The sequence below is a fragment of the Gordonia sp. ABSL11-1 genome, from assembly GCF_030315685.1.
Classification (GTDB): domain Bacteria; phylum Actinomycetota; class Actinomycetes; order Mycobacteriales; family Mycobacteriaceae; genus Gordonia.
On record NZ_JASXSI010000005.1, the window covers coordinates 157,388 to 179,910 of the forward strand.

At 66.8% G+C, this 22,523-nt stretch carries 21 protein-coding genes and 1 pseudogene; 11 read left to right on the top strand and 11 right to left on the bottom strand.

The features are described from left to right. The first annotated feature begins 26 nt into the window (after positions 1 to 26). Together QSJ19_RS07840 and dmpG are read left to right on the top strand one after the other, a co-directional pair. Positions 27 to 932 (top strand): acetaldehyde dehydrogenase (acetylating), encoded by a 906-nt coding sequence (locus tag QSJ19_RS07840; protein WP_286319506.1) that lies wholly within the window; start codon positions 27 to 29, stop codon positions 930 to 932. Continuing rightward, on the top strand, positions 929 to 2,002 hold the full coding sequence (dmpG, locus tag QSJ19_RS07845; protein ID WP_286319507.1) for a 4-hydroxy-2-oxovalerate aldolase: 1,074 nt from the start codon (positions 929 to 931) through the stop codon (positions 2,000 to 2,002). Before QSJ19_RS07840 ends, dmpG begins: the two co-directional genes overlap by 4 nt. 102 nt (positions 2,003 to 2,104) lie before the next feature. Here the strand turns inward: dmpG and QSJ19_RS07850 are convergent, their stop codons facing one another. Next, a complete protein-coding gene (locus QSJ19_RS07850; protein ID WP_286319508.1) occupies positions 2,105 to 2,905 on the bottom strand; it encodes a VOC family protein in 801 nt (266 codons plus the stop codon). Positions 2,906 to 3,071: 166 nt separating this feature from the next. Between QSJ19_RS07850 and QSJ19_RS07855 the strand changes: the two genes are divergently transcribed. Further along, entirely contained in the window at positions 3,072 to 3,701 is a 630-nt protein-coding gene (locus QSJ19_RS07855) for a TIGR03086 family metal-binding protein (RefSeq protein ID WP_286319509.1), read from the top strand. After that, positions 3,698 to 4,291 carry a hypothetical protein gene (locus QSJ19_RS07860; RefSeq protein WP_286319510.1) on the top strand — a complete coding sequence of 198 codons (594 nt, stop codon included), beginning with the start codon at positions 3,698 to 3,700 and terminating at the stop codon, positions 4,289 to 4,291. The genes QSJ19_RS07855 and QSJ19_RS07860 overlap by 4 nt, the downstream gene beginning before the upstream one ends. Here the strand turns inward: QSJ19_RS07860 and QSJ19_RS07865 are convergent. The 3 genes from QSJ19_RS07865 to QSJ19_RS07875 form a co-directional block, all read right to left on the bottom strand. Next, positions 4,259 to 4,762, bottom strand: coding sequence for an NlpC/P60 family protein (locus QSJ19_RS07865; RefSeq protein ID WP_286319511.1), 504 nt, complete (start codon positions 4,760 to 4,762; stop codon positions 4,259 to 4,261). The genes QSJ19_RS07860 and QSJ19_RS07865 overlap by 33 nt on opposite strands. Before the next feature lie 88 nt (positions 4,763 to 4,850). Next, on the bottom strand, positions 4,851 to 5,249 hold the full coding sequence (locus QSJ19_RS07870) for a hypothetical protein (protein WP_286319512.1): 399 nt from the start codon (positions 5,247 to 5,249) through the stop codon (positions 4,851 to 4,853). A 4-nt stretch (positions 5,250 to 5,253) separates the two neighbouring features. Beyond that, a complete protein-coding gene (locus QSJ19_RS07875) occupies positions 5,254 to 6,474 on the bottom strand; it encodes a 3-ketosteroid-9-alpha-monooxygenase, oxygenase component (RefSeq protein ID WP_286319513.1) in 1,221 nt (406 codons plus the stop codon). Positions 6,475 to 6,710: 236 nt separating this feature from the next. Here QSJ19_RS07875 and hsaA point away from each other — a divergent pair, with 236 nt between their 5' ends. The 6 genes from hsaA (at position 6,711) to QSJ19_RS07905 (ending at position 12,846) form a co-directional block, all read left to right on the top strand. Continuing rightward, positions 6,711 to 7,934: a 3-hydroxy-9,10-secoandrosta-1,3,5(10)-triene-9,17-dione monooxygenase oxygenase subunit gene (hsaA, locus tag QSJ19_RS07880; RefSeq protein ID WP_286319514.1), complete on the top strand. Its 1,224-nt coding sequence runs from the start codon at positions 6,711 to 6,713 to the stop codon at positions 7,932 to 7,934. A gap of 166 nt (positions 7,935 to 8,100) precedes the next feature. Then, the gene (gene hsaC, locus QSJ19_RS07885) at positions 8,101 to 9,009 is read left to right on the top strand and encodes an iron-dependent extradiol dioxygenase HsaC (protein ID WP_286319515.1); all 909 of its coding nucleotides are present in this window, start codon (positions 8,101 to 8,103) and stop codon (positions 9,007 to 9,009) included. Between the two features lie 16 nt (positions 9,010 to 9,025). After that, positions 9,026 to 9,598, top strand: a complete 573-nt coding sequence (hsaB, locus tag QSJ19_RS07890) for a 3-hydroxy-9,10-secoandrosta-1,3,5(10)-triene-9,17-dione monooxygenase reductase subunit (RefSeq protein ID WP_286319516.1) — start codon at positions 9,026 to 9,028, stop codon at positions 9,596 to 9,598. Next, positions 9,595 to 10,812, top strand: a complete 1,218-nt coding sequence (locus QSJ19_RS07895) for a hypothetical protein (RefSeq protein WP_286319517.1) — start codon at positions 9,595 to 9,597, stop codon at positions 10,810 to 10,812. The genes hsaB and QSJ19_RS07895 overlap by 4 nt, the downstream gene beginning before the upstream one ends. Then, complete coding sequence (locus QSJ19_RS07900) at positions 10,809 to 11,624, top strand: SDR family oxidoreductase (protein WP_286319518.1); 816 nt, start codon at positions 10,809 to 10,811, stop codon at positions 11,622 to 11,624. The genes QSJ19_RS07895 and QSJ19_RS07900 overlap by 4 nt, the downstream gene beginning before the upstream one ends. Next, positions 11,617 to 12,846: a sulfotransferase family protein gene (locus QSJ19_RS07905; RefSeq protein WP_286319519.1), complete on the top strand. Its 1,230-nt coding sequence runs from the start codon at positions 11,617 to 11,619 to the stop codon at positions 12,844 to 12,846. Before QSJ19_RS07900 ends, QSJ19_RS07905 begins: the two co-directional genes overlap by 8 nt. A gap of 195 nt (positions 12,847 to 13,041) precedes the next feature. Here QSJ19_RS07905 and QSJ19_RS07910 read toward each other — a convergent pair. Next, positions 13,042 to 13,866 (bottom strand): annotated as a pseudogene (locus QSJ19_RS07910) (LacI family DNA-binding transcriptional regulator). Between the two features lie 77 nt (positions 13,867 to 13,943). On the opposite strand from QSJ19_RS07910, the gene QSJ19_RS07915 reads away from it, so the two are divergent. Next, positions 13,944 to 15,398 (top strand): MFS transporter, encoded by a 1,455-nt coding sequence (locus QSJ19_RS07915; protein WP_286319520.1) that lies wholly within the window; start codon positions 13,944 to 13,946, stop codon positions 15,396 to 15,398. Between the two features lie 29 nt (positions 15,399 to 15,427). Here the strand turns inward: QSJ19_RS07915 and QSJ19_RS07920 are convergent, their stop codons facing one another. The 6 genes from QSJ19_RS07920 to QSJ19_RS07945 form a co-directional block, all read right to left on the bottom strand. After that, positions 15,428 to 16,681, bottom strand: a complete 1,254-nt coding sequence (locus tag QSJ19_RS07920) for an alpha-hydroxy acid oxidase (RefSeq protein WP_286319670.1) — start codon at positions 16,679 to 16,681, stop codon at positions 15,428 to 15,430. 213 nt (positions 16,682 to 16,894) lie between these two features. Next, positions 16,895 to 18,001: an acyl-CoA dehydrogenase family protein gene (locus QSJ19_RS07925; RefSeq protein ID WP_286319521.1), complete on the bottom strand. Its 1,107-nt coding sequence runs from the start codon at positions 17,999 to 18,001 to the stop codon at positions 16,895 to 16,897. Next, entirely contained in the window at positions 17,998 to 18,963 is a 966-nt protein-coding gene (locus QSJ19_RS07930) for an acyl-CoA dehydrogenase family protein (protein WP_286319522.1), read from the bottom strand. The genes QSJ19_RS07925 and QSJ19_RS07930 overlap by 4 nt, the downstream gene beginning before the upstream one ends. Before the next feature lie 5 nt (positions 18,964 to 18,968). After that, on the bottom strand, positions 18,969 to 20,135 hold the full coding sequence (locus tag QSJ19_RS07935; protein ID WP_286319523.1) for an acyl-CoA dehydrogenase family protein: 1,167 nt from the start codon (positions 20,133 to 20,135) through the stop codon (positions 18,969 to 18,971). 1 nt (position 20,136) lies between these two features. Then, positions 20,137 to 21,048 carry an enoyl-CoA hydratase gene (locus QSJ19_RS07940; RefSeq protein ID WP_286319524.1) on the bottom strand — a complete coding sequence of 304 codons (912 nt, stop codon included), beginning with the start codon at positions 21,046 to 21,048 and terminating at the stop codon, positions 20,137 to 20,139. A 69-nt stretch (positions 21,049 to 21,117) separates the two neighbouring features. Then, positions 21,118 to 22,191 (bottom strand): beta-galactosidase, encoded by a 1,074-nt coding sequence (locus QSJ19_RS07945; protein WP_286319525.1) that lies wholly within the window; start codon positions 22,189 to 22,191, stop codon positions 21,118 to 21,120. Positions 22,192 to 22,523: the final 332 nt, after the last annotated feature.

The window sequence follows — 22,523 nt, forward strand, 5'->3', positions numbered from 1 at the left end:
GGCGAAACCAACGAGAGGAGTTGTACATGGCAGCGAAGCTGACCGCAGCGATCATCGGATCGGGCAACATCGGTACCGACCTGATGTATAAGCTGGAACGATCCGAGGTGATCGAGCCGCGCTGGATGGTGGGGATCGACGCCGATTCCGAGGGGATGAAGCGGGCCGCCGATCATGGGTTGATCACGATGAGTGGCGGGGCCGATGAGCTGCTGGGGTCGGCGGAGCGGCCCGATCTGTTGTTCGAGGCGACCTCGGCGTATGTGCATCGCGAGTATGCCCCCAAGTACGAGGAGGCCGGGATCGTCGCGGTGGACCTGACGCCTGCGGCGGTGGGTCCTGCGGTGGTACCCCCGGCGAATCTGCGTGAGCATCTGGATGCGCCGAACACGAACATGATCACCTGTGGCGGGCAGGCGACGATACCGATGGTGCATGCGGTGTCGTCGGTGGTGCCGGTGGCCTATGCCGAGATCGTGGCGTCGGTGGCGTCGGTGTCGGCCGGTCCCGGCACGCGGGCCAACATCGACGAGTTCACGGCGACGACGTCGAAAGGGGTGGAGACGATCGGTGGTGCCTCGCGAGGCAAGGCCATCATCATCCTCAACCCGGCCGATCCGCCGATGATCATGCGCGACACCATCTTCTGCGCGATCCCCGAGGATGCCGACACCGACGTGATCGCCGAGTCGATCCACCGGCGGGAGAAGGAGATCCAGGCCTACGTGCCGGGGTATCGGCTGTTGCAGGATCCGCAGTTCGATCCGCCGTCGACGATCAACGGCGGCCATGCGCGGGTGTCGATCTTCGTCGAGGTCGAAGGTGCAGGCGATTTCCTGCCGCCGTACGCGGGCAACCTCGACATCATGACCGCCGCCGCCACCAAGGTCGGCGAAGAGATCGCGAAGACAAAGTTGGGAGTTTCGGCATGACCGCGGCATCTGACCTGATGGCGAACGCACGCAAATACTCTGACACCCTCGACATCCGCATCACCGATTCGTCGTTGCGTGATGGCAGTCATCACAAGCGGCATCAGTTCACCGAGCAGGAGGTGCGCGACATCGTCGGCGCGCTCGACGGTGCGGGTGTGCCGGTGATCGAGGTGACGCACGGCGATGGGTTGGGTGGGTCGTCGTTCAACTACGGGTTTTCCAAGACGCCGGAGCAGCAGTTGATCACGGCCGCCGCGGAGACGGTGACGCAGGCCAAGATCGCGTTCTTGATGCTGCCGGGTCTGGGTACGAAGGACGACATCCGGGCGGCGCAGGACAACGGTGGGCAGATCTGCCGGATCGCCACGCACTGCACCGAGGCCGATGTGTCGATCCAGCATTTCGGGCTTGCCCGTGACCTCGGGCTCGAGACCGTCGGTTTCTTGATGATGAGTCATTCCCAGCCGCCGGAGAAACTGGCCGAGCAGGCACGGATCATGGCCGATGCCGGATGTCAGTGCGTCTACGTCGTCGACTCGGCGGGTGCGCTCGTGCTCGAGGATGTGACCTACCGTGTGCAGGCGCTGCGGGCCGAACTCGGCGACGACGCCCAGGTCGGGTTCCATGGACATGAGAACCTCGATATCGCGGTGGCCAACTCCATCAACGCGATCCGTGCGGGTGCGCAGCAGATCGACGGCTCCATCCGTCGTTTCGGTGCCGGTGCGGGTAACACGCCGACCGAGGCGTTCGTGGGGGTGTGCGACAAGCTGGGCATCACCACCGGTGTCGATTTCCTCAAGATCGCCGATGCCGCCCAGGATGTGGTGCGTCCGGTGATGCCGTCGGAGTGCCTGGTCGATCGGTCGTCGATGATGATGGGTTACGCCGGGTGCTACAGCTCGTTCCTCAAGCACGCCGAAGGTCACGCCGAGCGCTACAACGTCTCGGCGGCAGACATCCTCATCGAGGCGGGCAATCGCAAACTCGTCGGCGGACAAGAGGATCAGCTCATCGACATCGCTCTCGAGCTGAAGAAGAAGCAGGACGCGAACGCCGGCGTCTGAGAAGACGAAAGGTCGATGTGCGCATGAAAGTCACCACAGAGCGCGGACAAGTGGACTATCCACCCAGCCCGCCGCTGCGGTGACTTTCATGCGTCCGGTTGTCTACATCCCGGCCGGCGGATGCCCCAGGCAGATGAGGGCGCCATTGGGATCCTTGATGGCTGCGAGCGTGCCGTACGGCGTGACCTCGCCGCCCATCAGGATCTCGGCGCCGAGCGACTCGGACTGCTTCACCGTCGCGGCGACGTCGTCGACGGTGATGTACACCTGCCAGAACGACGGGACCTCGGCAGGAAACAGTTTGACTGCGTCCATGATCCCGGAATATGAGCTCTCGCCGACGAACACCTGGCCGTAGAAATCCGGACCGACCGCGTGCGGGTCGCCACCGGTGCCCACCTCCTCGACCCTCGCGCCGATGACGTCGGTGTAGAACTCGATGGACTTCTTGTAGTCCTTGCTCTGGCATTCGAACCAGTACGGGGTGCCGTGGTCGCCCCACTCGGTGAACCCGACGTGACTGCCCGGCTGCCAGAAACCGATGACGGCCCCGGCCGGGTCGGTCACGACCGTCATCGAACCCATGTCGCCGATCGGCATCGGCGGCACCATCGTCGATGCGCCGGCGCCTTCAGCCGCCTTCATGGTCGCGTCGGCATCAGCCGTGTGCAGGTACACCGACCAGATGTTGGGCGGGCCACCCGCCGCCTCCCAGTACGGACTCAGTCCCGCGACGCGTTTCCCGTTCTTGGTGAAGTTCTGATAGCCACCGAACTCCTCCTGGGGCGGACCCTCCACCTCCCAGCCGAAGATCGCGTTGTAGAAGCCCGCGGCCTTGCCCGTGTCGCTGCTCATGAGGTCGAACCAGATCGGCGCCCCGAGGGGCGCGGAGTAGTCGGACATGACAGATCCTTTCGAGAGGGTGTCGATTCATAGCGACTGACACCCAGCGTGCGCAGAACTCATCGCCGGCGTCGCTGATTCGTGTGTTCGTCATCTGTTCGTGCGGTGAGTTCCGACGACGAACGCGGTCACACCTGTTGACGACCCGCCGACGACAGGACCGACCATGCACACCGAACCGACGACCCGCACCGAACCGACGACCCGCACCGATCAGCTGCAGGCGGCCGCGGAGGAGATGCTGCACCTCGCTTCGAAGGTGACCGACGACGAGCTGCACCGTCCGACACAATGTGACGCCTTGGATCTCTCCGCACTGTTCGGCCACGTGATCGGACTGTGCCAGGCGTTCGCGGCGGCGGGCCGCAAGGAGTTCGGCCCGCTCACCTCGACGCCACCCGATCCCGCCGCGGCCGAACTGCCCGCCGACTGGCGCGAACAGCTGACCATCAACCTCCGCGATCTCGTCCAGAGCTGGCGTGGAGCCGAGGCGTGGGAGGGGATGACACAGGCGGGCGGAGTCGACGCGCCGGCCGAGATCATGGGCACGACAGCGCTGAGTGAGCTCGTGCTGCACGGATGGGACGTGTCTCGGGCGGTCGGCGGCGACTATCGCGTCGCCGACGACGTGCTGGCACCTGTCTTCGAGTTGCACCATCCACCCCAACCGCAGAGCGAGCGCGACGGCATGTTCGGTCCGGTCGTGGAGGTGCCCGACGACGCACCTCTGCTCGACCGTCTTCTCGCCCTCTGTGGCCGGGAACCCTTCTGGCCGCATGGCACCCTGGAGGGGTGACCGACCCGACCGATCCCGCCGACCGGGTGGGCCTGACATCTCGTATCGATCCGGTCCGCCGCTTCCTGTGGCCCGCCTCACTCGTCGGCGGACTGCTGCTCGTCGCATTCGGCCTCGCGCCGTGGGGCGTGTCCGACCAGGGTGTCCGACCGAAAGTCAGTGGGGTGGGCCGTGTCTCGGTGCCGGGTGCCGCCCCCGAGGATGTGGCGTTCCTGGAGAACCACACGCAGCGGCCGGCGCTGGTCGTGATCATGCTCGCGGCCGTCATCGCCATCGCGGCCGTTGTCGGATGGTGGCGGCAGTCGGCGTTCTGGCCGGCGATCCTGGTAGTGGCCTCGGGTTCCGCGGCGGTGACGGTGTGGACCGCGATCGTGCTGACCGCGCCCGACGAGCACCTGTTCGACGACAGTGTGCTCGGGGCGCTCGACGCGCCGTCGACGATCCTCATGCCTGGCTACGGGCTGATCGGGACGCTCGTCGTCGCGGCCGTCGTGCTCGTCGGTTCGGTGACCGCGATCGTCATGCGTCTCGGCGTGCGCGGTCTGCCCGCCGCATCGTCAACCGAACCGCCGGATCGTCTTGATGTGTGACCAGTGGTTCAGCGGCGTGAAGCCGATCGGCACCCCGTTCGGGCCGTAGGCGTTGAACACCTGACCGAACCCGGCGTAGATGCCGACGTGGCTCGCGTCCCGGTAGAAGACGATGATGTCGCCGGGCGCCAGCGCCGACAGCGGTATGGCGTGCCCGACCCTGGCCTGCTGCTGGCTCGTGCGGGGCAGGCGGATCCCCGCGGTCGAGAAGGCCCACTGGACCAATCCCGAACAGTCCCACGCCCAGGGGCCCGTCCCGCCCCATTTGTACGGTCGGCCGACCTGCGTCATCGCGGCCGTCAGGGCCTGCATGCCGGCCGGGCTGGAGACCGGGAGGTAGATCTCGACCGACCCTGATGACCCGGAGGATCCGGTGTCGGCGAACACCGGACCGGTCGAGGTGACCGAGACGCCCGCGGCCACGCACGCGGTGCAGAGAACGCCGACCGCGCGGCACCGGAGACTGGGCATGCCCTCAGGGTGACGGACCGTTCTCCACTTGTCTCGACCTTCGCTGGAGAGTGGTGAAGATGTTACCGAAGTGGCGAACGGAGTCCGCTCACCAGTAACCGTCCGGGTCCTCCTCCGGCGACTCTGCGGGGATGATCCCCTCGGCCACCCCGTGATCGATACTCGCCGACAGTCGCGGGCAGGTCGGCATCATCGCACCCGGGAGCAGTGCCTTGCCGGAGTCGTCGGCCGGCTCGAGTTCGTTGCATCGTTCGCGCGCATCGGTCGTCCACTGCACGCTGGTGTGGAACGAGCTGGTCTTCTTCACCAGCACGCAGGCATGGCACGATCGGCACTCGATCTCGCTCATCCCGCCTCGCAGGTAGTGGGCGCGGTCGCGTGCAGTCGCCGCGCTGACCGCAGCGAGCCGATCGGGGTCACCGTGGAAGTCGGGTGCTTTCGCCCACTCCCCGCCGGTGATCCCGTCGCGCTCGACCGCCCGCGTCATGAGATCAGACCTCCGCCTTCTCCGACGACCCGGACTTCTCCGAGGAGTCCGAGTCCTCGGCTGCCTCCTCTTGCTGGCGCTTCAGGTTCTCCTCGATCTCGATGCCCCAGCTCTCGAGTGCCTTGGAGGTGTCGATCTCGTACTCGAAGCGCTGGGTCATGTCGTCGTCGACGTCGGCCTTGTCGACATAGAACTGGTCATACCAGCGGCGGAGCTGGTAGACGGGGCCGTCCTCTTCGACGAGCAGCGGGTTGTCGATCCGAGTCTTGTTCTTCCAGATCTCGACGTCCTGTAGGAAGCCGACCTCGACGCCCGCGGTGATCTTCTTCGCCATCTTGTCTGCCTGCTCGGCGGTGAGCCCGTCGGGCACCTTGGCCATCACGCCGTACATCAGCACGAACGAGTTGGAGTCGATCGGGTAATGGCAGTTCGTCAGGATCGTCTCGACCGCGTACCCGCCGTAGTACTGGACCATCGGGTTCAGCATGTAGGACGGACCGTAGTACGCGGCGATTGACTCGAGGCGGCTGTCGCCGTAGTTGGTACCGAGGGTGACGTCGGGGCGTCCGTGTGAGTTCATGTACTGCGCGGCGATCTCACCCTCGAAGACGTTCTTGAAGTAGTCGGGCAGCGCGAAGTGCACATAGTAGAAGTGCGCCATGTCGACGACGTTGTCGATGATCTCGCGGCAGTTCGAGCCCTCGATGACGATCCGGTTCCACGTCCAGTTGGTCCACTCGTCGGACTCGACCTCGTCGAGCTCGGGGATGATGCACTCGTCCGGTGGCGGGTTGCCCTCGGGATCGTTGTAGACGAACACCTGCCCGTTGCGGATCATCGTCGGCCACGCCCGGGTCTTGGCGAGCTTCGGGTTGCGCTTGGCGTAGGGCACGCCCGCGCAGCGTCCGTTGCCCTTCCACATCCAGCCATGGAACGGGCAGGCCACATTGTCGCCCTTCACGCTGCCCTGGGAGAGATCTCCACCCATGTGCCGGCAGTAGGCGTCGAGGACGTTGACCTCACCGCTCTGGTCTGCCCACACCACCAGCTTGGTGCCGAAGACGTGCACCGAGTGCGGCGTGCCGTCCCGGAACTCCTCGGCCAGTCCGAGGCAGTGCCATCCGCGCGCGAAACGCGTCGGGGGTGCCCCGGTGTCGATCTCTCGTACGTCGACGTCGTCGCCAGGGGCTGCCTGGCCGGTCATCGTCTCGGGTGTCGCTGACATCCCTCACTCCTGTCCTCTGGCGCGTGACTCGCTCGTTCGGTGCGAATCGCCTCGATCCAATACTAGAACATGTTACAAAAATGGGGAGCCGATCCCGGCCCCGGGTCGTGATCAGGCCAGGAAATGGGCACAAAGGCCCCGTGCTCGACATAAATGAGAACGTGTTCTAATCTCATGAACAGACGAGAATAAGGGGCGACCGGAGGGTCGTCGAGCAACGAGTAGGAGCGGGCGACATGCCAGCACAATTCGGCGCCGGGAGCGCAGCCGGCGGGTCCGGCCACGGACGGAGCGAAGCGGCCGAGCAGGTCTTGGAGAAGATCAGCGCCCTGCTCCCGGAACTGGAGCAGCGGGCCCAGCAGACCGAGGACCTGCGTCGCATCCCGGACGAGACGATCTCGAGCCTGGAGGGTGCGGGCTTCTTCAAACTGATGCAGCCCGAACAGTGGGGCGGCTACCAGGTCGACCCGGTCACCTTCTACGAGGCGGTCCGCCGGATCGCCTCGGCGTGCGGCTCCACCGGCTGGGTGTCGGGCATCATCGGCATCCACAACTGGCACCTCGCCCTCTTCGACCAGCAGGCACAGGAAGACGTGTGGGGCTCTGACACCAACGTCCGGATCTCATCGTCGTACGCGCCCATGGGCATGGGTGAGGTCGTCGACGACGGATACAAGGTGAACGGCTCGTGGGCATGGTCGTCGGGCTGCGAGACCGCGGACTGGGTCTTCGTCGGTGGTCCGGTGATCAAGAACGGCAAGCCGGTCGACTTCGTGAGTTTCCTCATCCCGCGCAGCGACTACACGATCAAGGATGTCTGGAACGTCGTCGGTCTGCGGGGCACGGGCTCCAACACGATCGAGGTCAAGGACGTCTTCGTGCCGCGTCACCGGATGCTCAGCATGCGCACGATGAGCATGGGCGAGAGTCCCGGGCTCGAGCAGAACACCGCCCCGGTCTACAAGATGCCCTGGGGCACCATCCATCCCAGCACCATTGCGTCGCCGATCGTCGGCATGGCCTACGGCGCCTACCATGCCCACGTCGAACACCAGGGCAAGCGCGTGCGCGCCGCCTACGCGGGGGAGAAGGCCAAGGAGGATCCGTTCGCCAAGGTGCGGATCGCCGAGGCGGCCAGCGACATCGACGCCGCATGGCGGCAGCTGTCGGGCAACCTGCAGGCCGAATACGACCTCGTCCTCGCCGGCGAGGAGATCCCGATGGAACTGCGTCTGGCCGCACGCCGCGACCAGGTGCGCGCCACCGGACGCGCGATCGCCGCGATCGACCTGCTGTTCGAGAATTCCGGCGCCCACGCGCTCGAGAACGGCACGCCGATCCAGCGATTCTGGCGTGACGCACACGCCGGGCGCGTCCATGCCGCCAACGATCCGGAACGCGCCTATGTCGCCTTCGGCAACGGCGAGTTCGGGATTCCCATCGGCGACACCATGGTCTGAGTTCTCCGATGTCACCGTCGAACGTCCGTCCGGTCCATGAGGAGCCCGCGAGGAACGAGCAAGCGTCACGAAGGGCCGCCCTTCGTGACGCTCGCAGGCTCGCTCCTCGGGGAGCAGTTCGGGACACGCTCGCCCCGCACGGGGCAGAACACAGAGGGATCAACACATGAGTGACAGTCCGATCCGGTCGCTCGGATACATGCGGATCGAGGCCACCGACGTCGAGGCGTGGCGCGAATACGGGCTCAAGGTACTCGGCATGATCGAGGGGAAGGGCCTCACCGAGGGTGCCCTGTATCTGCGGATGGACGACTTCCCCGCGCGCCTGGTCATCGTGCCGGGCGAACATGACCGACTGCGGAGTTCGGGCTGGGAGTGCCCGAATGCCGAAGCGCTGCAGAATGTCCGTGATCGACTGGCGGCGGCGGGAGTCATCTTCCGAGAGGGGAAGGAAGAAGAACTCGCCGACCGTCGCGTGGTCGAGATGGTCGTCTTCGACGACCCGGCAGGCAACACCATCGAGGCCTTCCACGGTGTCGCACTCGAACACCGACGCGTCGTCAGTCCGTACGGACATCGATTCGTCACCGAGGAGCAGGGACTCGGGCACGTGGTCCTCACCTGCGACGACGACAAGGCAGCACTGGCGTTCTACCGCGACGTCCTCGGGTTCTCGCTGCGTGATTCGATGCGGCTCCCGCCGCAGGCGGTCGGTCGGGAAGAGGGCGACGAGGCGCCGTGGCTGCGATTCCTCGGATGCAACCCGCGTCACCACTCGCTGGCGTTCCTGCCGATCCCGAACAGCACCGGCATCGTCCACCTGATGGTCGAGGTCGAGAACTCCGACGACGTCGGGCTCGCCCTGGACCGCGCCCTACGCAAGAAGGTGAAGATGTCGGCGACGCTGGGCCGCCACGTCAACGACCTCATGCTGTCGTTCTACATGAAGACACCGGGAGGATTCGACATCGAGTTCGGCTGTGAGGGAAGAACTGTCGACGACAACCAGTGGATCGCCCGCGAGAGCACCGCGGTCAGCCTGTGGGGCCATGACTTCACCGTCGGATTCCGCTGAGATGGCGAGTCCCGACATGACTCGTACTCCCTACGGTTCCGCGGAGTTCGATTCGCGCCAGTTCCGGACGGCGATGGGCCAGTTCTGCACGGGCGTCACCGTGATCACGACGATCGACCCCGGTGGAGCCCCGGTCGGCTTCGCCTGTCAGTCCTTTGCCGCTCTGTCACTCGACCCGCCGCTGGTCCTGTTCTGTCCCAAGAAGACCTCACGCAGCTGGCCGGTGATCGAGTCGGCCGGCAAGTTCTGCGTCAACGTGCTGTCGAATCGGCAGCAGGATGTCAGTGCTGCGTTCGGCGCACCGGGCGACGACAAGTTCCGCAACGTCACCTGGGATCCGTCGCCTGCGGGGCTGCCCGTCATCCGGCACGCGCTCACGTGGGTGGAGTGCGACGTGGACCAGATCGCCGACGGCGGGGACCATCACATCGTCATCGGGCGTGCTCTCACGTTGGGAGAAGTGCTGCAGGACAAGCCATTGCTGTTCTATCGCGGCGGCTACCTGTCCACCGAGCATCCGCGGGTCACGCCCGCACAGGCCGAACTGGAGAACTTCCTCACCTGGACCGGAGGCGACACCTGGCTATGAGCACCGAGGCGCAGACGACGGCCGGAACCGCCGTCGAACGACCCGTGGACGTCACCCGTCCGCTGACCGACGCCATCGCGGAATCCGAGAAGCTCATCGCCTCCGCGGAGTTCGTGGAGAGCGAGCAGGATCTCGCCGAGGGCTACGACTATCTGGCCGGGAGCATCGCCGCGATCGTGCAGCTCGTGCGGTCGCGGCAGAAGAGCCATCCCAACTTCATCACGTCGACGGGGCCGACGACGAAGATGGGGCTCGACAATCCCGACACCCTCTATTACCACGCCGACGTCGAGCCCGATGGCACGTATCTGGTTCGCGGACATCGGGGTACGACGGCCGACCTCAGCTTCCAGGTGCTCAGTGGTGACTACACCCCGGACGCGGTACCGGGTGGCGACGAGGCGTTCGACGACCGCCGCATCCCGATCGACTCCGCCGGTGACTTCACCATCACCTTCGGTCCGCCGATCGCCGAGGAGCGGGACGACTATTTCGTCCTGCCCGACGGCGCGTCGATGCTGGCCGTGCGGGAGGTGTACGGCGACTGGACGCAGACCAAGGGCACGATCTCGATCGAACGTGTGGACACCGTCGGCACGCCGCCCGAGGAGCCGGATCTGGCGCGGGTGACCCGTCGCTACGTGACCGCCGGCAAGATGCTGACCTCCCGCATCAACACCTGGTTCAACTTTCCCAAGTGGTTCTACCTCGATGAACCGGTCAACACGTTCACCTCCCCGCGGCTGACGCCGGGTGGCCTGGCCACGCAGTACTCGTCGGTCGGGCACTTTCGACTCGCCGACAACGAGGCCATGGTGATCACGGTGCCGCGCTCGGATGCCCCCTATCAGGGGTTCCAGCTCGGCAGCATGTGGTACATCTCGCTGGACTACGTCAACCACCAGACGAGTCTCAACTCCGCTCAGGCGCAGGTCGATCCGGACGGGATGATCCGGATGGTGGTGTCGCGCCGAGATCCCGGTGTCGCCAACTGGATCGAGACCACCGGCCGTGTCACCGGCATCATGCAGTTCCGGTGGCAGCGTGTCGATCACCCGATCCCGGTGGAGGGCGGACCGAGCGCCCAGGTGATCGACCTCGACGACGTCGAGGCGCATCTGCCGTACTTCGCACACAACTCCATCGATGCTGCCGGGTGGGCCGACCGCATCGCCGCGCGTCAACGCGCCTTCGCCGAGAGGATGCTGGGATGACGGCCGAGCGTACGACCGGGGGTGTCGCGACGGGCGGCCTGCTCGCCGGCAAGGTGGTGGTCGTCTCCGGGGTGGGACCGGGGCTCGGCCGCTCCATCTGTCTGCGCGCCGCGGCTGCGGGTGCGAAGGTCGTGCTCGCGGCCCGCACCGAGTCGCGGCTGAAAGAGGTGGCCGCCGAGATCGACGTGGCCGGCGGGACCTCGTTCGTGGTGCCGACCGACATCACCGACGACGCCGCGGTCGACGCTCTGGTCGCCGCGACCACCGAGCACTTCGGCGGGGTCGACGTCGTCGTCAACAACGCATTTGCGCTGCCGTCGATGAAACCGTTGGCCCGCACCGACTTCGACCTCATCGCTGCCAGTCTGGACCTCACCGTGCTGGGAACACTGCGTGTGATCAAGGCCTTCACCGAGCCCCTCGCGAACACGAAGGGTGCCATCGTCAACATCAACTCGATGGTGATCCGGCACTCCGAACCGCGTTACGGCAGTTACAAACTGGCGAAATCGGCGATGCTGGCCATGTCGCAGACGCTCGCCACCGAGCTGGGTGACAAGGGCATCCGTCTGAACACGGTGGCACCCGGCTACATCTGGGACGACCAGCTCAAGTGGTACTTCGGCGAGGTCGCCAAGAAGTACGGGATCACCCCCGAACAGGTCTACGAACAGACGGCGAGCAAATCGGACCTCAAGCGGCTGCCGGAGCCCGACGAGATCGCGGAGGCCGTGGTGTTCCTGGCCTCGCCGATGGCCAGTGCGATCACCGGCCACACGCTGGACGTGAATTGCGGTGAGTACCATGACTAGTCCGACGGCGAGCGGGCCGCGTACACCAGGCGCCGGGAGCGAAGCGAGCGGGCCGCGTACACCAGGCGCCGGGAGCCAAGCGAGCGGGCTGCGTAGAAACGTCGGCACCGTCGACGATCTGCACGAGGCGGCGACCCGCGCGACGGGGCTCGACGACTTCGGTGATCGCGGCGACTACATCGAGGCGCTCGAGGTGCTGTTGGAATCGTATGCGCGCGACGCCGACCTCACCGAACTGGGCAGCAAGATGTTCCGGTTCTTCCTCAAGGGTGCGCTGATCGCCCGCCTGCTGTCGGAGGCGTCGTGGAAGAATAATCCCGAGTACGCCGACGTCCCGATCACCCGGCCGATCTTCGTGACCGGTCTGCCACGCACCGGTACCACCGCGCTGCACCGACTGCTCACCGCGGACCCGTCCCATCAGGGCCTCGAGATGTGGCTGGCGGAGTTCCCGCAGCCGCGACCGCCGCGCGACACCTGGTCGTCGAATCCGGTGTTCGAGCAGATCAACGCGGGTCTCGAGAAGCACCACGTCGACAACCCGGAGTTCATGGGCCTGCACTACATGGACGCCGCCGAGGTCGAGGAATGCTGGCAGTTGTTGCGGCAGAACGTCATGTCGATCTCGTACGAGTCATTGGCCTACCTGCCCACATACTCGCGGTGGCTGGCCGGTCAGGACTGGACTCCGACGTATCGTCGGCATCGGCGGAATCTGCAGATGATCGGACTCAACGATCCGGAGAAGCGTTGGGTCCTGAAGAACCCGAGTCACATGTTCGCTCTCGACGCGCTGATGGAGGCCTACCCGGATGCGTTGGTGATCCAGACGCATCGTCCTCCGGAGACGATCATCGCCTCGATGTGCAGCCTCGCCGAGAACGCGACACCGGGATGGTCGACGACCTTCGTCGGCGAGACCATCGGCGCGGCACAGCTGGAGCTGTGGTCTCGCGGATTGCGTGAGTTCGAATCGGCGCGGGCGAAATACGACCCGGCTCAGTTCGTCGACGTCGACTTCGGTGACCTGCGGAACGATCCGTTCGGGACCGTCGAGCGGGTGTATGAGTCGCTCGGTGCCGAGGTGTCCGACGACGCTCGCGCCGCCATGGTGGCACTCGACGATGACAGCAAGTCGGGAGATCGCAAGCCGCAGCACCGGTACAGCCTCGCCGACTACGGGCTGACCGAGGCCGCTGTCGCGGAGGCGTTCGGCCGCTGAGGATTCGCCCGGCTGATGTCTCGCACTCCGAGGTTTCCTACGTCGGGGCCCGGTTGGCGGTGCTGTGACGCTTCATGGCCGTTGCACGTCAGACCGAAGAGGTCTTTCGTCGATTGATCACGTTCTCGGATGCGGTGGTGGCGATGGCCTGGCCCTTCTCGTCCTGCCCTCGGTGGACATTCCCGGCTGGGTCCGTCAGGCTCCCGGTGAGAGAGCAAGAGAGCGCGATGTCGAACGGCAGCGCGACTGTTCGTGGCGCTCGTGGTCGCGGCGATCTTCCCGACATCGAGTGTGTGGCCGCTGTTCCTGCTTGTGCTGTCGGGTCCGATCGCCGGCCGTCGCCCCGATCCGGGCGGTGGGCTGGTCGGATCGAGGACAGCGGGACGACCGCGGAACGTGCGAAGTCGATGTCGTCGTAGCCGATCAGGGCGATGTCCTCGGGCACGCGCACCGAGCCCCCAGCATTGTGAACGCCTGCAGGACACCGATGGCGAGGAGGTCGTTGGCACAGGACACCGCATCCGGGCGGTCGTCGGCGATGTCGTCGTCGGCGACCGAGTCGAACGGGGAGCGGCCTGCGTCGCGGTCGACGAGGATGACCTGTGTGCCACGTCGACGCAGGACGTCGAGGCGGTCGAGGTCGTCACCGATGGGCGAGACCAGCTATCCGAAGACGCGTTGCTCGTCGAACGCGTCGATGTAGGCCTGTTCCCGGGACACGTCGTCGTCGGACGTGCCGAGGAGAACGGTCAGATCGTTCTCGCCGGCCCGACGCTCGGCGGCGCGGCCGATGTCGGTGACGAACGGGTTGCCGACGTCGAGCACTACGAGTCCGACGCACCGCGACCGTCCGGCGCGGAGCTGGCGTGCGGCGTCGTTGCGGACGAGTCCCAGCTGGTCGATCCCCGCCTGGACCCGCGCAACCGTGGCCGGTGCGACCTCGTCGGGGGAGTTGAGCACATTCGACACCGTGCCGACGGACACCGACGCGGCGGCGGCGTCACGCATGCTCACTCCCATGCGTTCATTGCACCAGATCGCCTGCAGCCGAGCGGACCGCCCGACCCGCCGCCGGATGGTTCACTACAGAGATGTCGATGTCCACCGATCCGCTTTCCGATCAGTACCAGCCGGATCCGCGCCGGTGGAAGGCGCTGGCCGTCTGCCTCGTGGTCGGATTCATGACCCTGCTGGACGTGTCTATCGTCAACGTGGCACTCCCGTCGATCGAGAAGGCTCTGGGAGCCACCTCTGCGGACCTCTCGTGGGTGGTGTCCGGCTACGCGTTGACCTTCGGTCTGGTGTTGGTGCCCGCGGGCCGGGTCGGCGATGCCCGTGGCCGCAAGACCACCTTCCTCGTCGGTCTGACGTTGTTCGTGCTGGCCTCCGCATCGTGCGGGTTCGCGCAGGGGCCTGGGATGCTGGTGATCTCGCGACTCGTGCAGGGTGTCGCAGGCGGCATCCTCAGCCCGCAGGTGTCCGGTCTGATCCAGCTGCTGTTCCGTGGTGCCGAGCGGGGCAGGGCCTTCGGCATGTTCGCCGCGACGATCGGAATCTCCACCGCGGTCGGTCCGCTCCTCGGCGGCGTCCTGATCCAACTCGGTGGTGTCGAACACGGCTGGCGCTGGGTGTTCTTCGTCAATGTGCCCATCGGGGTCGTCGCGTTCGTCGCCGCGATGCGGCTGATCCCGGCGCGGCCGGCAGAGACCAAACAACCGCTGCGGGCGTCGTCGTTCGATCCGCTCGGGGTGCTCCTGCTGGGTGCGGGCGTCGTCGCAGTGATGCTGCCGCTGGTGCAGGAGCGGCAATGGCCGGGCGCCGGGAAATGGTTGTTGTTCGTCGTCGCCGCAGTGTTGGTGGTGGCGTTCGTGTTCTGGGAGCGGCATCAGGGGCGTCGCGGCCGTCAGCAGCTCGTCGACCTGTCCCTGTTCTCGTTGCGGTCGTACTCACTGGGCTGCGTCATCGCGCTCGTCTACTTCGCCGGGTTCACGACGGTCTTCTTCATCTACACGCTGTATGTGCAACAGGGCCTGGGGTATTCGGCGTTGATGGCCGGTCTGGCGGTCACCCCGTTCGCCCTCGGGTCGGCGATATCGGCCAAGATCGGCGGTGACATCGTCAACCGGGTCGGACGGCGGCTCGTGATCGCAGGACTGCTCCTCGTGTTCCTCGGGATGGTCGGCACGATCATCGCCGCGTACCTCGTGCCCGGACAGTATGTCGGCTACGCGGCGGCGTTCCCGTTGCTCATCGCGGGTGTCGGTTCGGGGTTGGTCATCTCGCCCAACCTCACCCTCAGCCTCGACGAGGTCCCCGTGTCGAAGGCTGGAATCGCCGGCGGCGTGTTGCAGACCGGCCAACGGATCGGGTCGGCGGCCGGTATCGCCCTCGTCGGTGCGGTGTTCTTCGCCCAGGTGGCGAGTACTCACGGGGACTGGGCGAGGGCATTCCAGCTCGGCCTGGCGACGGCCGCGTTGCTGGTGCTCGTCGCCTTGGCCGTCGGTCTGGCCGATCAGATCGCGGAACGTCGCACCGCCGTCACCGGAAGCTGACCGGTGAAACACCGGTTGCGATCTCGCACCTACGCCCGGCTCCGGGGGACCAGCCGTTCGAGCTGGGTGACGTGCCCGGGCCCGAGTTCGTCGAGTGTGGACACTCCGAGCAGTCGCATGGTGCGGGTGATCTGTTCGGAGAGGATGGCGATCATGCGGTCGACGCCTGCCTCACCGCCGGCCATCAGGCCGTAGAGGTAGGCGCGTCCGACGAGGGTGAAGCGGGCACCCAATGCGATGGAGGCGACGATGTCGGCACCGGAGGAGATCCCGGTGTCGAGGATGATCTCGGTGTCGGCGCCGACCTCGCGGGCGACGTCGGGCAGCAGGTGGAACGGGATGGGTGCCCGATCCAGTTGGCGTCCACCGTGGTTGGACAGCACGATGCCGTCGGCACCGAGGCCGGTGACCGCCTTGGCGTCGGCGACGGTCTGGATGCCCTTGACCACCAGCTTGCCCGGCCACTGGCTCTTGATCCACGCGAGATCGTCGAAGGTGACCGTCGGGTCGAACATCGTGTCGAGCAGTTCGGCGACGGTTCCCGACCAACGGTCCAGCGACGCGAACGCCAGTGGTTCGGTGGTGAGGAAGTCGATCCACCACTGCGGCCGGGGCACGGCGTTGAGCACGGTCTTGGCGGTCAGCGCGGGTGGGATGGACATGCCGTTGCGTTTGTCGCGCAGTCGCGCCCCGGCGACGGGGACGTCGACGGTGACCAGCAGGGTGTCGTAGCCGGCGTTGGCGGCGCGCTCGACCAGAGCCATCGACCGTTCGCGATCTTTCCACATGTAGAGCTGGAACCAGTTGCGGCCGTGGGGGTTGGCGTCCTTGACGTCTTCGATGGAGGCGGTGCCCATCGTCGACAACGAGAACGGGATTCCGGCGCGGGCGGCGGCGCGGGCACCGGCGTACTCACCCTCGGTCTGCATCATGCGGGTGAAACCGGTCGGCGCGATGCCGAATGGCAGTTCCGAGCGTCCGCCGAGGATGGTGCAGGAGGTGTCGACCTTGGACACGTCTCGCAGGATCGCCGGGCGGAACTCGATGTCGGAGAACGCCTGACGTGCCCGCGCGATGGACAGTTCGGCCTCGGCCGAGCCGTCGGTGTAGTCGAACGCGGCCTTCGGGGTGCGGCGTTTGGCGATGGTGCGCAGGTCCTCGACCGTCAGCGCCGCGTCGAGCCGACGCTTCTTCGCGTCCAACTGCGGCTTCTTGAACTGCATCAGCGGTGCCAGGTCGCGAGGCTTGGGGACGCGGCGCCGGGTGTGCTTGTTGTCCTGCATGGTCATGCCTTCCCTGCCCCGACCGCAGCGTGAGGACTCGTGCTGGGTTGCAGGAGTCGCAGTCGTCGGGGACCTGTCAGCGACGATAGTCCGCGTGGTCTCCGATCGTCATGGATCAGGGGTGGCCGTGCATCCTCGTCGCCTCGGTGCCCAGGAGTGGAGACCGGCGTCTGCGAACCCACGAGGGCCCGGTGTGCCCGGACCGCCGTGATCTCAGCCGAATGCGCGTGCCGAGAGTTCGGCGACCACCTCATGGGGCCGGCCGAAGAGTTGAGCGGATCCGTGTGCTCGCTTGAAGTACAGCTGGATGTCGTGCTCGGCGGTGATCCCGATGCCGCCGTGCAGCTGGATGCCCTCACCGGTCACCGTGGTGAACGTCTCGGAGCAATAGACATGTGCGGCGGAGGCGAGCTCGTCGGCGTCGGGGGAGCCGGTGGTGGCCGCCGCCACGGCGGCCCGCGCGATCGACCGCGCGGTCTCGACCGACGCGTACATGTCGGCCATCCGGTGTTTGAGCGCCTGGAAGGAGCCGATGGTCCGGCCGAACTGTCTGCGCGACCGGGTGTAGTCCACAGTGAGCTCGAGCGCCGCGGTGGCGCCACCGACCTGCTCGGCCGAGAGCAGCGTCCAGGACAGCGAGCGCAATCGGGTCGACAGGTCGGAGTCCGAGGCGATCGAGACGCCGGCCGCCTCGTCGAAGGCGACGCGGGCCAGCGGCCGACTGGGGTCGACGACCGGGAGCGGCGTGACGGTGACGCCCTCGGCATCGGTGTCGACGGCGTGCAGGGTGAGCGCCCCACCGCCGCCCGCGAGCACCAGGAACAGATCCGCGGATTCACCGTCGATGACGTATTCGGCTGTGCCGGTGAGTAGTCCGGCGTCTGCGGTCACCCCTGGAGTGTCCCAGCCGGTGGCGCCCGCCCAGCACACCGTCACGATGCGCTCGCCCGCGGCGATGGCGGGCAGCAGCTGCCGGTTGATCTCCTCGTCGTCGGCGAGCAGCAGCGCCGCGGTGGCCGACGCGGTTGCGAACACGGGTACCGGACTCAATGTCCGGCCCAATTCCTCGAGCACGGCGGCGGTCTCGACGAAGGTGGCTCCCGCCCCGCCGAACTCCTCTGGGATGGGCAGGGCGGCGACACCGATCTCGCTGCACAGGGTCTGCCAGAGCTCGCGGTCGATGCGCGGGGTGGCGCGCATGGCCGCGCGGGCGGTCGCGGAGTCGGCACGACGACGGACGAGGTCACGGATGGCCTCGGACAGCGCCTCGCGTTCCTCGGCCGAGATGGCGGACTGGGCGGTGGCGGGGGAGATCGTCACAGTGACTCCAGAACTCGGTGCCGCAGGGCGGCGGGTGTGCCCCATGCGGTGAGCAGTGCACGCGTCTTCGTCAGGTACAGCGACAGGTCGTGTTCGGTCGTGTAGCCGATGGCGCCGAGCACCTGCAGGGCCCGGCGCGACGCGAGGTGGGCGGCGTCGCCGGCCGCGACCTTGGCTGCCGCGACGTCTCGGCGGACGTCGGTGTCCTCCGGAACGAGTCCGTCGATGCCGAGAGCGGCGGCGTGGACGAGCGGTCGCGCCATCTCCACCGCGATCGCCACGTCTGCCAGGTGATGTTTGACCGCCTGGAACGACCCGATCGCGCGGCCGAACTGATGGCGGGCCTGCGCGTAATCGGCGGCGAGGGTGAGCATCGCGCCCGCCATGCCGAGGAGTTGGGCGGCCGTCGCCAGGGTGCCGATGTCGAGGGCGTCGTCGACGGCGACGCCCTCGGCGATGGTCTCGACCGGACCGAGCTCGGCGACCTGCCGCGTCGGGTCGACCGTGGCGACCGCGGTGGCCGCCGTCGCCGTGCTGAGCACACCGTCCTGGACGAGATAGGCGATGTCGGAGACCGGGGCAAGCGGTGCGACCGGTGGGATGGCGCACGTCGCGAAGGCGCCTTCGGCAAGCGCCGAGAGTCGCTCGCCGGTGACGCCGGCCGACCGGAAGAGCACGGGCAGCACGGCGATGCTCTCCACCACCGGCCCGGGGAGCGCATGACGCCCGATCTGCTCGACCGCGACCACCATCTCGATCGCACCGGCCGACGAGCCGCCGGCCGACTCGTCGATCAGGAGGCCGTTGACCCCCGTCTGGGCGAGCGCGGTGAACACCTCGTCGACGGGCCCGCGATCGCCGTCGACCCAGGCGCGGGTGCGTGCGGGCACGTCGGCCTTCGTGAGCACTGCATCCACGGTCGACGCCAGGTCGTCGTGTACATCGGAAAGCAGGAATTCCATCCGTCTCACCTGTCCCCACGCGGCAGGCCGAGCAGGCGCTCCGCGATGACGTTACGTTGGATCTCGTTGGTGCCGGCGTAGATCGGGCCCGACAGGGAGAAGAGGTACCCGTCCATCCAGGCGTCGTCGAGCTCGGCGTCGGTGCATTGCAGGTCCAGCGCCGTCTCGTGGGCGGCGATGTCCCACTGCGACCAGAACACCTTGTTGATCGACGACTCCATGCCGAGTTGTCCGCCGGCGGCCAGGCGGCTGACCGTCTGATAGGTCGACAGTTCGTAGGCGCGTGCGCCGATCCACGCGTCGGCCACCCGGGCGTCGGTGGTGGCGGTGGGCCAGACGCCGTCACGGCTCTGCTTCCACAGCCGGACGAGACGGTCGGTGGTGGCGAGAAAGCGACCGGGCGATCGCAGCGAGAGTCCGCGTTCGTTGGCCGCGGTGCTCATCGCCACCTTCCAGCCGTTGTCGACCGCGCCGATGACACCGGAGTCCCCGTGGTTGTCCGGGTCGTCGGGCACGAAGACGTCCTCCAGGAACAACTCCGCGAAACCTGCCTCGCCGTCGAGCTGGGCGATCGGACGGACCGTGACGCCCGGGCTGCGTAGGTCGAACATGAAGTAGGTCAGGCCACGGTGGCGCTGTGCTTCCTTGTCGGTGCGGAACAATCCGAACGCCCAGTCGGCGAAGCTCGAACGCGAACTCCACGTCTTCTGTCCGTTCAGCAACCAGCCGCCGTCGGTGCGGGTCGCCGTCGACCGCAGGGAGGCGAGGTCGGAGCCGGCCTCGGGCTCGCTCCAGGCCTGCCCCCAGATGTCGTCGGCGCGCGCCATGCGCGGCATGATCCGGGCCAGTTGATCGGGATGGGCGTGCTCGAACAGGGTCGGCGCCAAGAGGAAGATCCCGTTCTGGCTGACGCGGCCGGGCGCGCCCGATCGGTAGTACTCCTCCTCGAAGATCACCCAGTGCAGCAGCGGGACATCGCGACCGCCGTATTCCTGTGGCCAACTGACCACCGACATGCGGTCGGCGGCCATCGTGCGCTCCCAATCGCGGTGCGCCTCGAATCCCTCGGCGGTGTCCATCGACGGGAGCGGTTGCGCGGGAACGTGATCGGCGAGCCACGACCGGACCTCGGTGCGGAACTTCTGGGCTGCGTCGTCGAAGAAGAGGTCCATGTCAGCTCCCAGAACCGTTCGCGGACGAGGCCTTCATCGACTTGGCGTCCATCCCGCCGAGCGAGTCGCCACCGGATTCGGCGTTGGCGGCGTGGGCGAAGTGATGCCAGCCGAAGACCGAGTCCATCGAGTTGCGCAGTCCCATCTGGTCTTCGCAGATGTTGACCGCCTTCTTGCTGAGGAACAGTCCCTGCAGCGGCATGGCCACCATCTTCTCCGCGATCGCGTCGACCGTCGCCGGCAGCTCGTCGCGCGGGACGACATGGTTCACCATGCCCCAATCGGCGGCCTGCGCGGCGGTGAACCGTTCGCCGGTGAACAGGATCTCCTTGGCGCGGCGCGTGCCGAGCGCATACGCGTGCGCGAAGTACTCGACTCCGGGGATACCCATGCGCGCGACCGGGTCCGAGAAGAACGCGTCATCGGAGGCGACGATGAAGTCGCATATCCAGGCGAGCATGAGCCCGCCGGCGATACAGGCCCCGTGTACCTGCGCGATGACCGGCTTCGGGATCTCCCGCCAGCGCCGGCACATGCCCATGTACACCTCGGTCTCGCGGGCGAGACGCTGATCGGCGCCGGACTTGTCGGTGTGATCCCAGTGCAGCGCGGCGACGTTGTCGTAGTGGGTGTCGAAGTCGCGTTCGGGGGTGCCGATGTCGTGGCCTGCGGAGAAGTGCTTCCCGTTCGCGCGGAGCACGATGGCCTTGACCGCCGGGTCGTCGACGGCCTTGCGGAACGCCGCGTCGAGCGAGTACGTCATCACCGAGTTCTGCGCATTCCGGTACTCGGGACGGTTGAGGGTCACGTAGGCGACGGCGTTGTCCGGCCCGCCGACCTCGTAGGCGACCGGGGTGGACTCCGGGCCGAGATCGTCGAGTCCGAGTGCAGGCGGGATGACGGCATCACTCATGCCGTCGAGGGTAACCTAGCAAGTGCTTGGTTGGTAGTGAGGGCTGCTGTCGCTGCTGTCGCGGCGGGATCAGGACGTCATGTGATCGAAGAACGTTTTCCGTTTCCAGTCGGTCGTGTACAGCGCCCCGAAGTTCGCCTCACCCTGCGTGCTCCGCGTGTTGGTGTCGCGGATGGAGTACACAAACGCCGGTCCCGCGTGGTCGAGGTCGGCGATGGAGCTCATCACCAACTCGATCTGCCGTGCCTGCTCAGCCTGGGTCACGTTGAACGCGCCGCCGAGCGTGGCGAGCCAGGCGGGACCCCACCGCGGGCCGGTCGGCGCTCCGAATTCGGTGAACCAGATCTTCTTCGACGCGTCGCCCTTGGAGACCATGAGCGCCCGAACCGACGCGACGTCGAGCCAGCCTCGTGATCTGGCCCCGGCCAGGGTGCCGTCGCCGCCGGCGATGTAGGGGTGCATCGCCAGGGCGTCGAAGAATCCGTGCGCGCCCGCACCGTACATCGCGGTGACGAAGGCGGGCGGGGCGTCGGCCCCGTCGCCGCGGGACAGTCCGGCGGCGACGACGGGTGTCGTCGGCGCAACCGACTTCAGCGCCGGATATGCCGCTCGGAGGATCTTGGTATAGCTCGCCGCGCGGTTCGACCACTGGCCGCCGAAGAAGATCGGCAGGTTCGGTTCGTTCCAGACCTCGTAGGCATCGGTCCGGGTGCCGTAACGCTGTGCGTACTGACGGGCGAACGTCGCGAAAGTGGCGGGATCGCGCGGCGGCGCCGTGCGGCCGACGACGCCGACGCGGCCGTTCGCCCACGTCGGGGCGAACGTCAGGTTGGCGAGGATCCTGATGCCGCGGACCTGCGCCTGGTCGCAGATGTAGTCAAGGGTCGACCAGTTCGGCTTTCCTCGCTGCGGCTCGATCCGACTCCAGTCGACGCCGAGCCGCATCCACGAGCCGCCTGCCTCGCGGATCGCGTCGAGTTCGCGTGTCGTGTCGGCGCGTCCGTTGGTGAAGATCATCGCGCCGCCGTCGCTGAACCCGTATCCGGCGGCCGGGATGGTCGGCCGGGCCTGGGCAGGCGCCGCCGACCACGACAGCATCGCGAGCGTCATCGCGATCACGAAAATCAGACTTCTGCTTCGCATGGAGCTCCCCGACGTCGGCACCGTCTGTAGTGCATGTCATCTGCCATGCCAGCGGTTCTGGGGCCGTTGCGCGAGGGATGTCGATGATCTGTGACGAAGACGTGATGGTTGGGGCGGGCTCGCCCGCATCAGGATCACCGGAGAGCGGAGGAAAGTGGATAATCCACTTGTCTGCGCTCTCTGGTGACTCTCATGCTGTCGGATCACGGTCAAAAGGCGCGAGGGAGCGTGGATTCGGGCCATGAGTTGTCGGCGACGACGGCGATGATGTCTCCGCACGGAGAAAGGAGTTCCGTTGTGCACTGACCACAGACGCCAACTCACTACCGACG

Coding starts and splice junctions, on each gene's coding strand:
- QSJ19_RS07840 (WP_286319506.1), top strand. CDS start 27: ATGGCAGCGAAGCTGACCGCAGCGATCATCGGATCGGGCAACATCGGT.
- dmpG (WP_286319507.1), top strand. CDS start 929: ATGACCGCGGCATCTGACCTGATGGCGAACGCACGCAAATACTCTGAC.
- QSJ19_RS07850 (WP_286319508.1), bottom strand. CDS start 2,905: ATGTCCGACTACTCCGCGCCCCTCGGGGCGCCGATCTGGTTCGACCTC.
- QSJ19_RS07855 (WP_286319509.1), top strand. CDS start 3,072: ATGCACACCGAACCGACGACCCGCACCGAACCGACGACCCGCACCGAT.
- QSJ19_RS07865 (WP_286319511.1), bottom strand. CDS start 4,762: ATGCCCAGTCTCCGGTGCCGCGCGGTCGGCGTTCTCTGCACCGCGTGC.
- QSJ19_RS07870 (WP_286319512.1), bottom strand. CDS start 5,249: ATGACGCGGGCGGTCGAGCGCGACGGGATCACCGGCGGGGAGTGGGCG.
- QSJ19_RS07875 (WP_286319513.1), bottom strand. CDS start 6,474: ATGTCAGCGACACCCGAGACGATGACCGGCCAGGCAGCCCCTGGCGAC.
- hsaA (WP_286319514.1), top strand. CDS start 6,711: ATGCCAGCACAATTCGGCGCCGGGAGCGCAGCCGGCGGGTCCGGCCAC.
- hsaC (WP_286319515.1), top strand. CDS start 8,101: ATGAGTGACAGTCCGATCCGGTCGCTCGGATACATGCGGATCGAGGCC.
- hsaB (WP_286319516.1), top strand. CDS start 9,026: ATGACTCGTACTCCCTACGGTTCCGCGGAGTTCGATTCGCGCCAGTTC.
- QSJ19_RS07895 (WP_286319517.1), top strand. CDS start 9,595: ATGAGCACCGAGGCGCAGACGACGGCCGGAACCGCCGTCGAACGACCC.
- QSJ19_RS07900 (WP_286319518.1), top strand. CDS start 10,809: ATGACGGCCGAGCGTACGACCGGGGGTGTCGCGACGGGCGGCCTGCTC.
- QSJ19_RS07905 (WP_286319519.1), top strand. CDS start 11,617: ATGACTAGTCCGACGGCGAGCGGGCCGCGTACACCAGGCGCCGGGAGC.
- QSJ19_RS07915 (WP_286319520.1), top strand. CDS start 13,944: ATGTCCACCGATCCGCTTTCCGATCAGTACCAGCCGGATCCGCGCCGG.
- QSJ19_RS07920 (WP_286319670.1), bottom strand. CDS start 16,681: ATGCAGGACAACAAGCACACCCGGCGCCGCGTCCCCAAGCCTCGCGAC.
- QSJ19_RS07930 (WP_286319522.1), bottom strand. CDS start 18,963: ATGGAATTCCTGCTTTCCGATGTACACGACGACCTGGCGTCGACCGTG.
- QSJ19_RS07935 (WP_286319523.1), bottom strand. CDS start 20,135: ATGGACCTCTTCTTCGACGACGCAGCCCAGAAGTTCCGCACCGAGGTC.
- QSJ19_RS07940 (WP_286319524.1), bottom strand. CDS start 21,048: ATGAGTGATGCCGTCATCCCGCCTGCACTCGGACTCGACGATCTCGGC.
- QSJ19_RS07945 (WP_286319525.1), bottom strand. CDS start 22,191: ATGCGAAGCAGAAGTCTGATTTTCGTGATCGCGATGACGCTCGCGATG.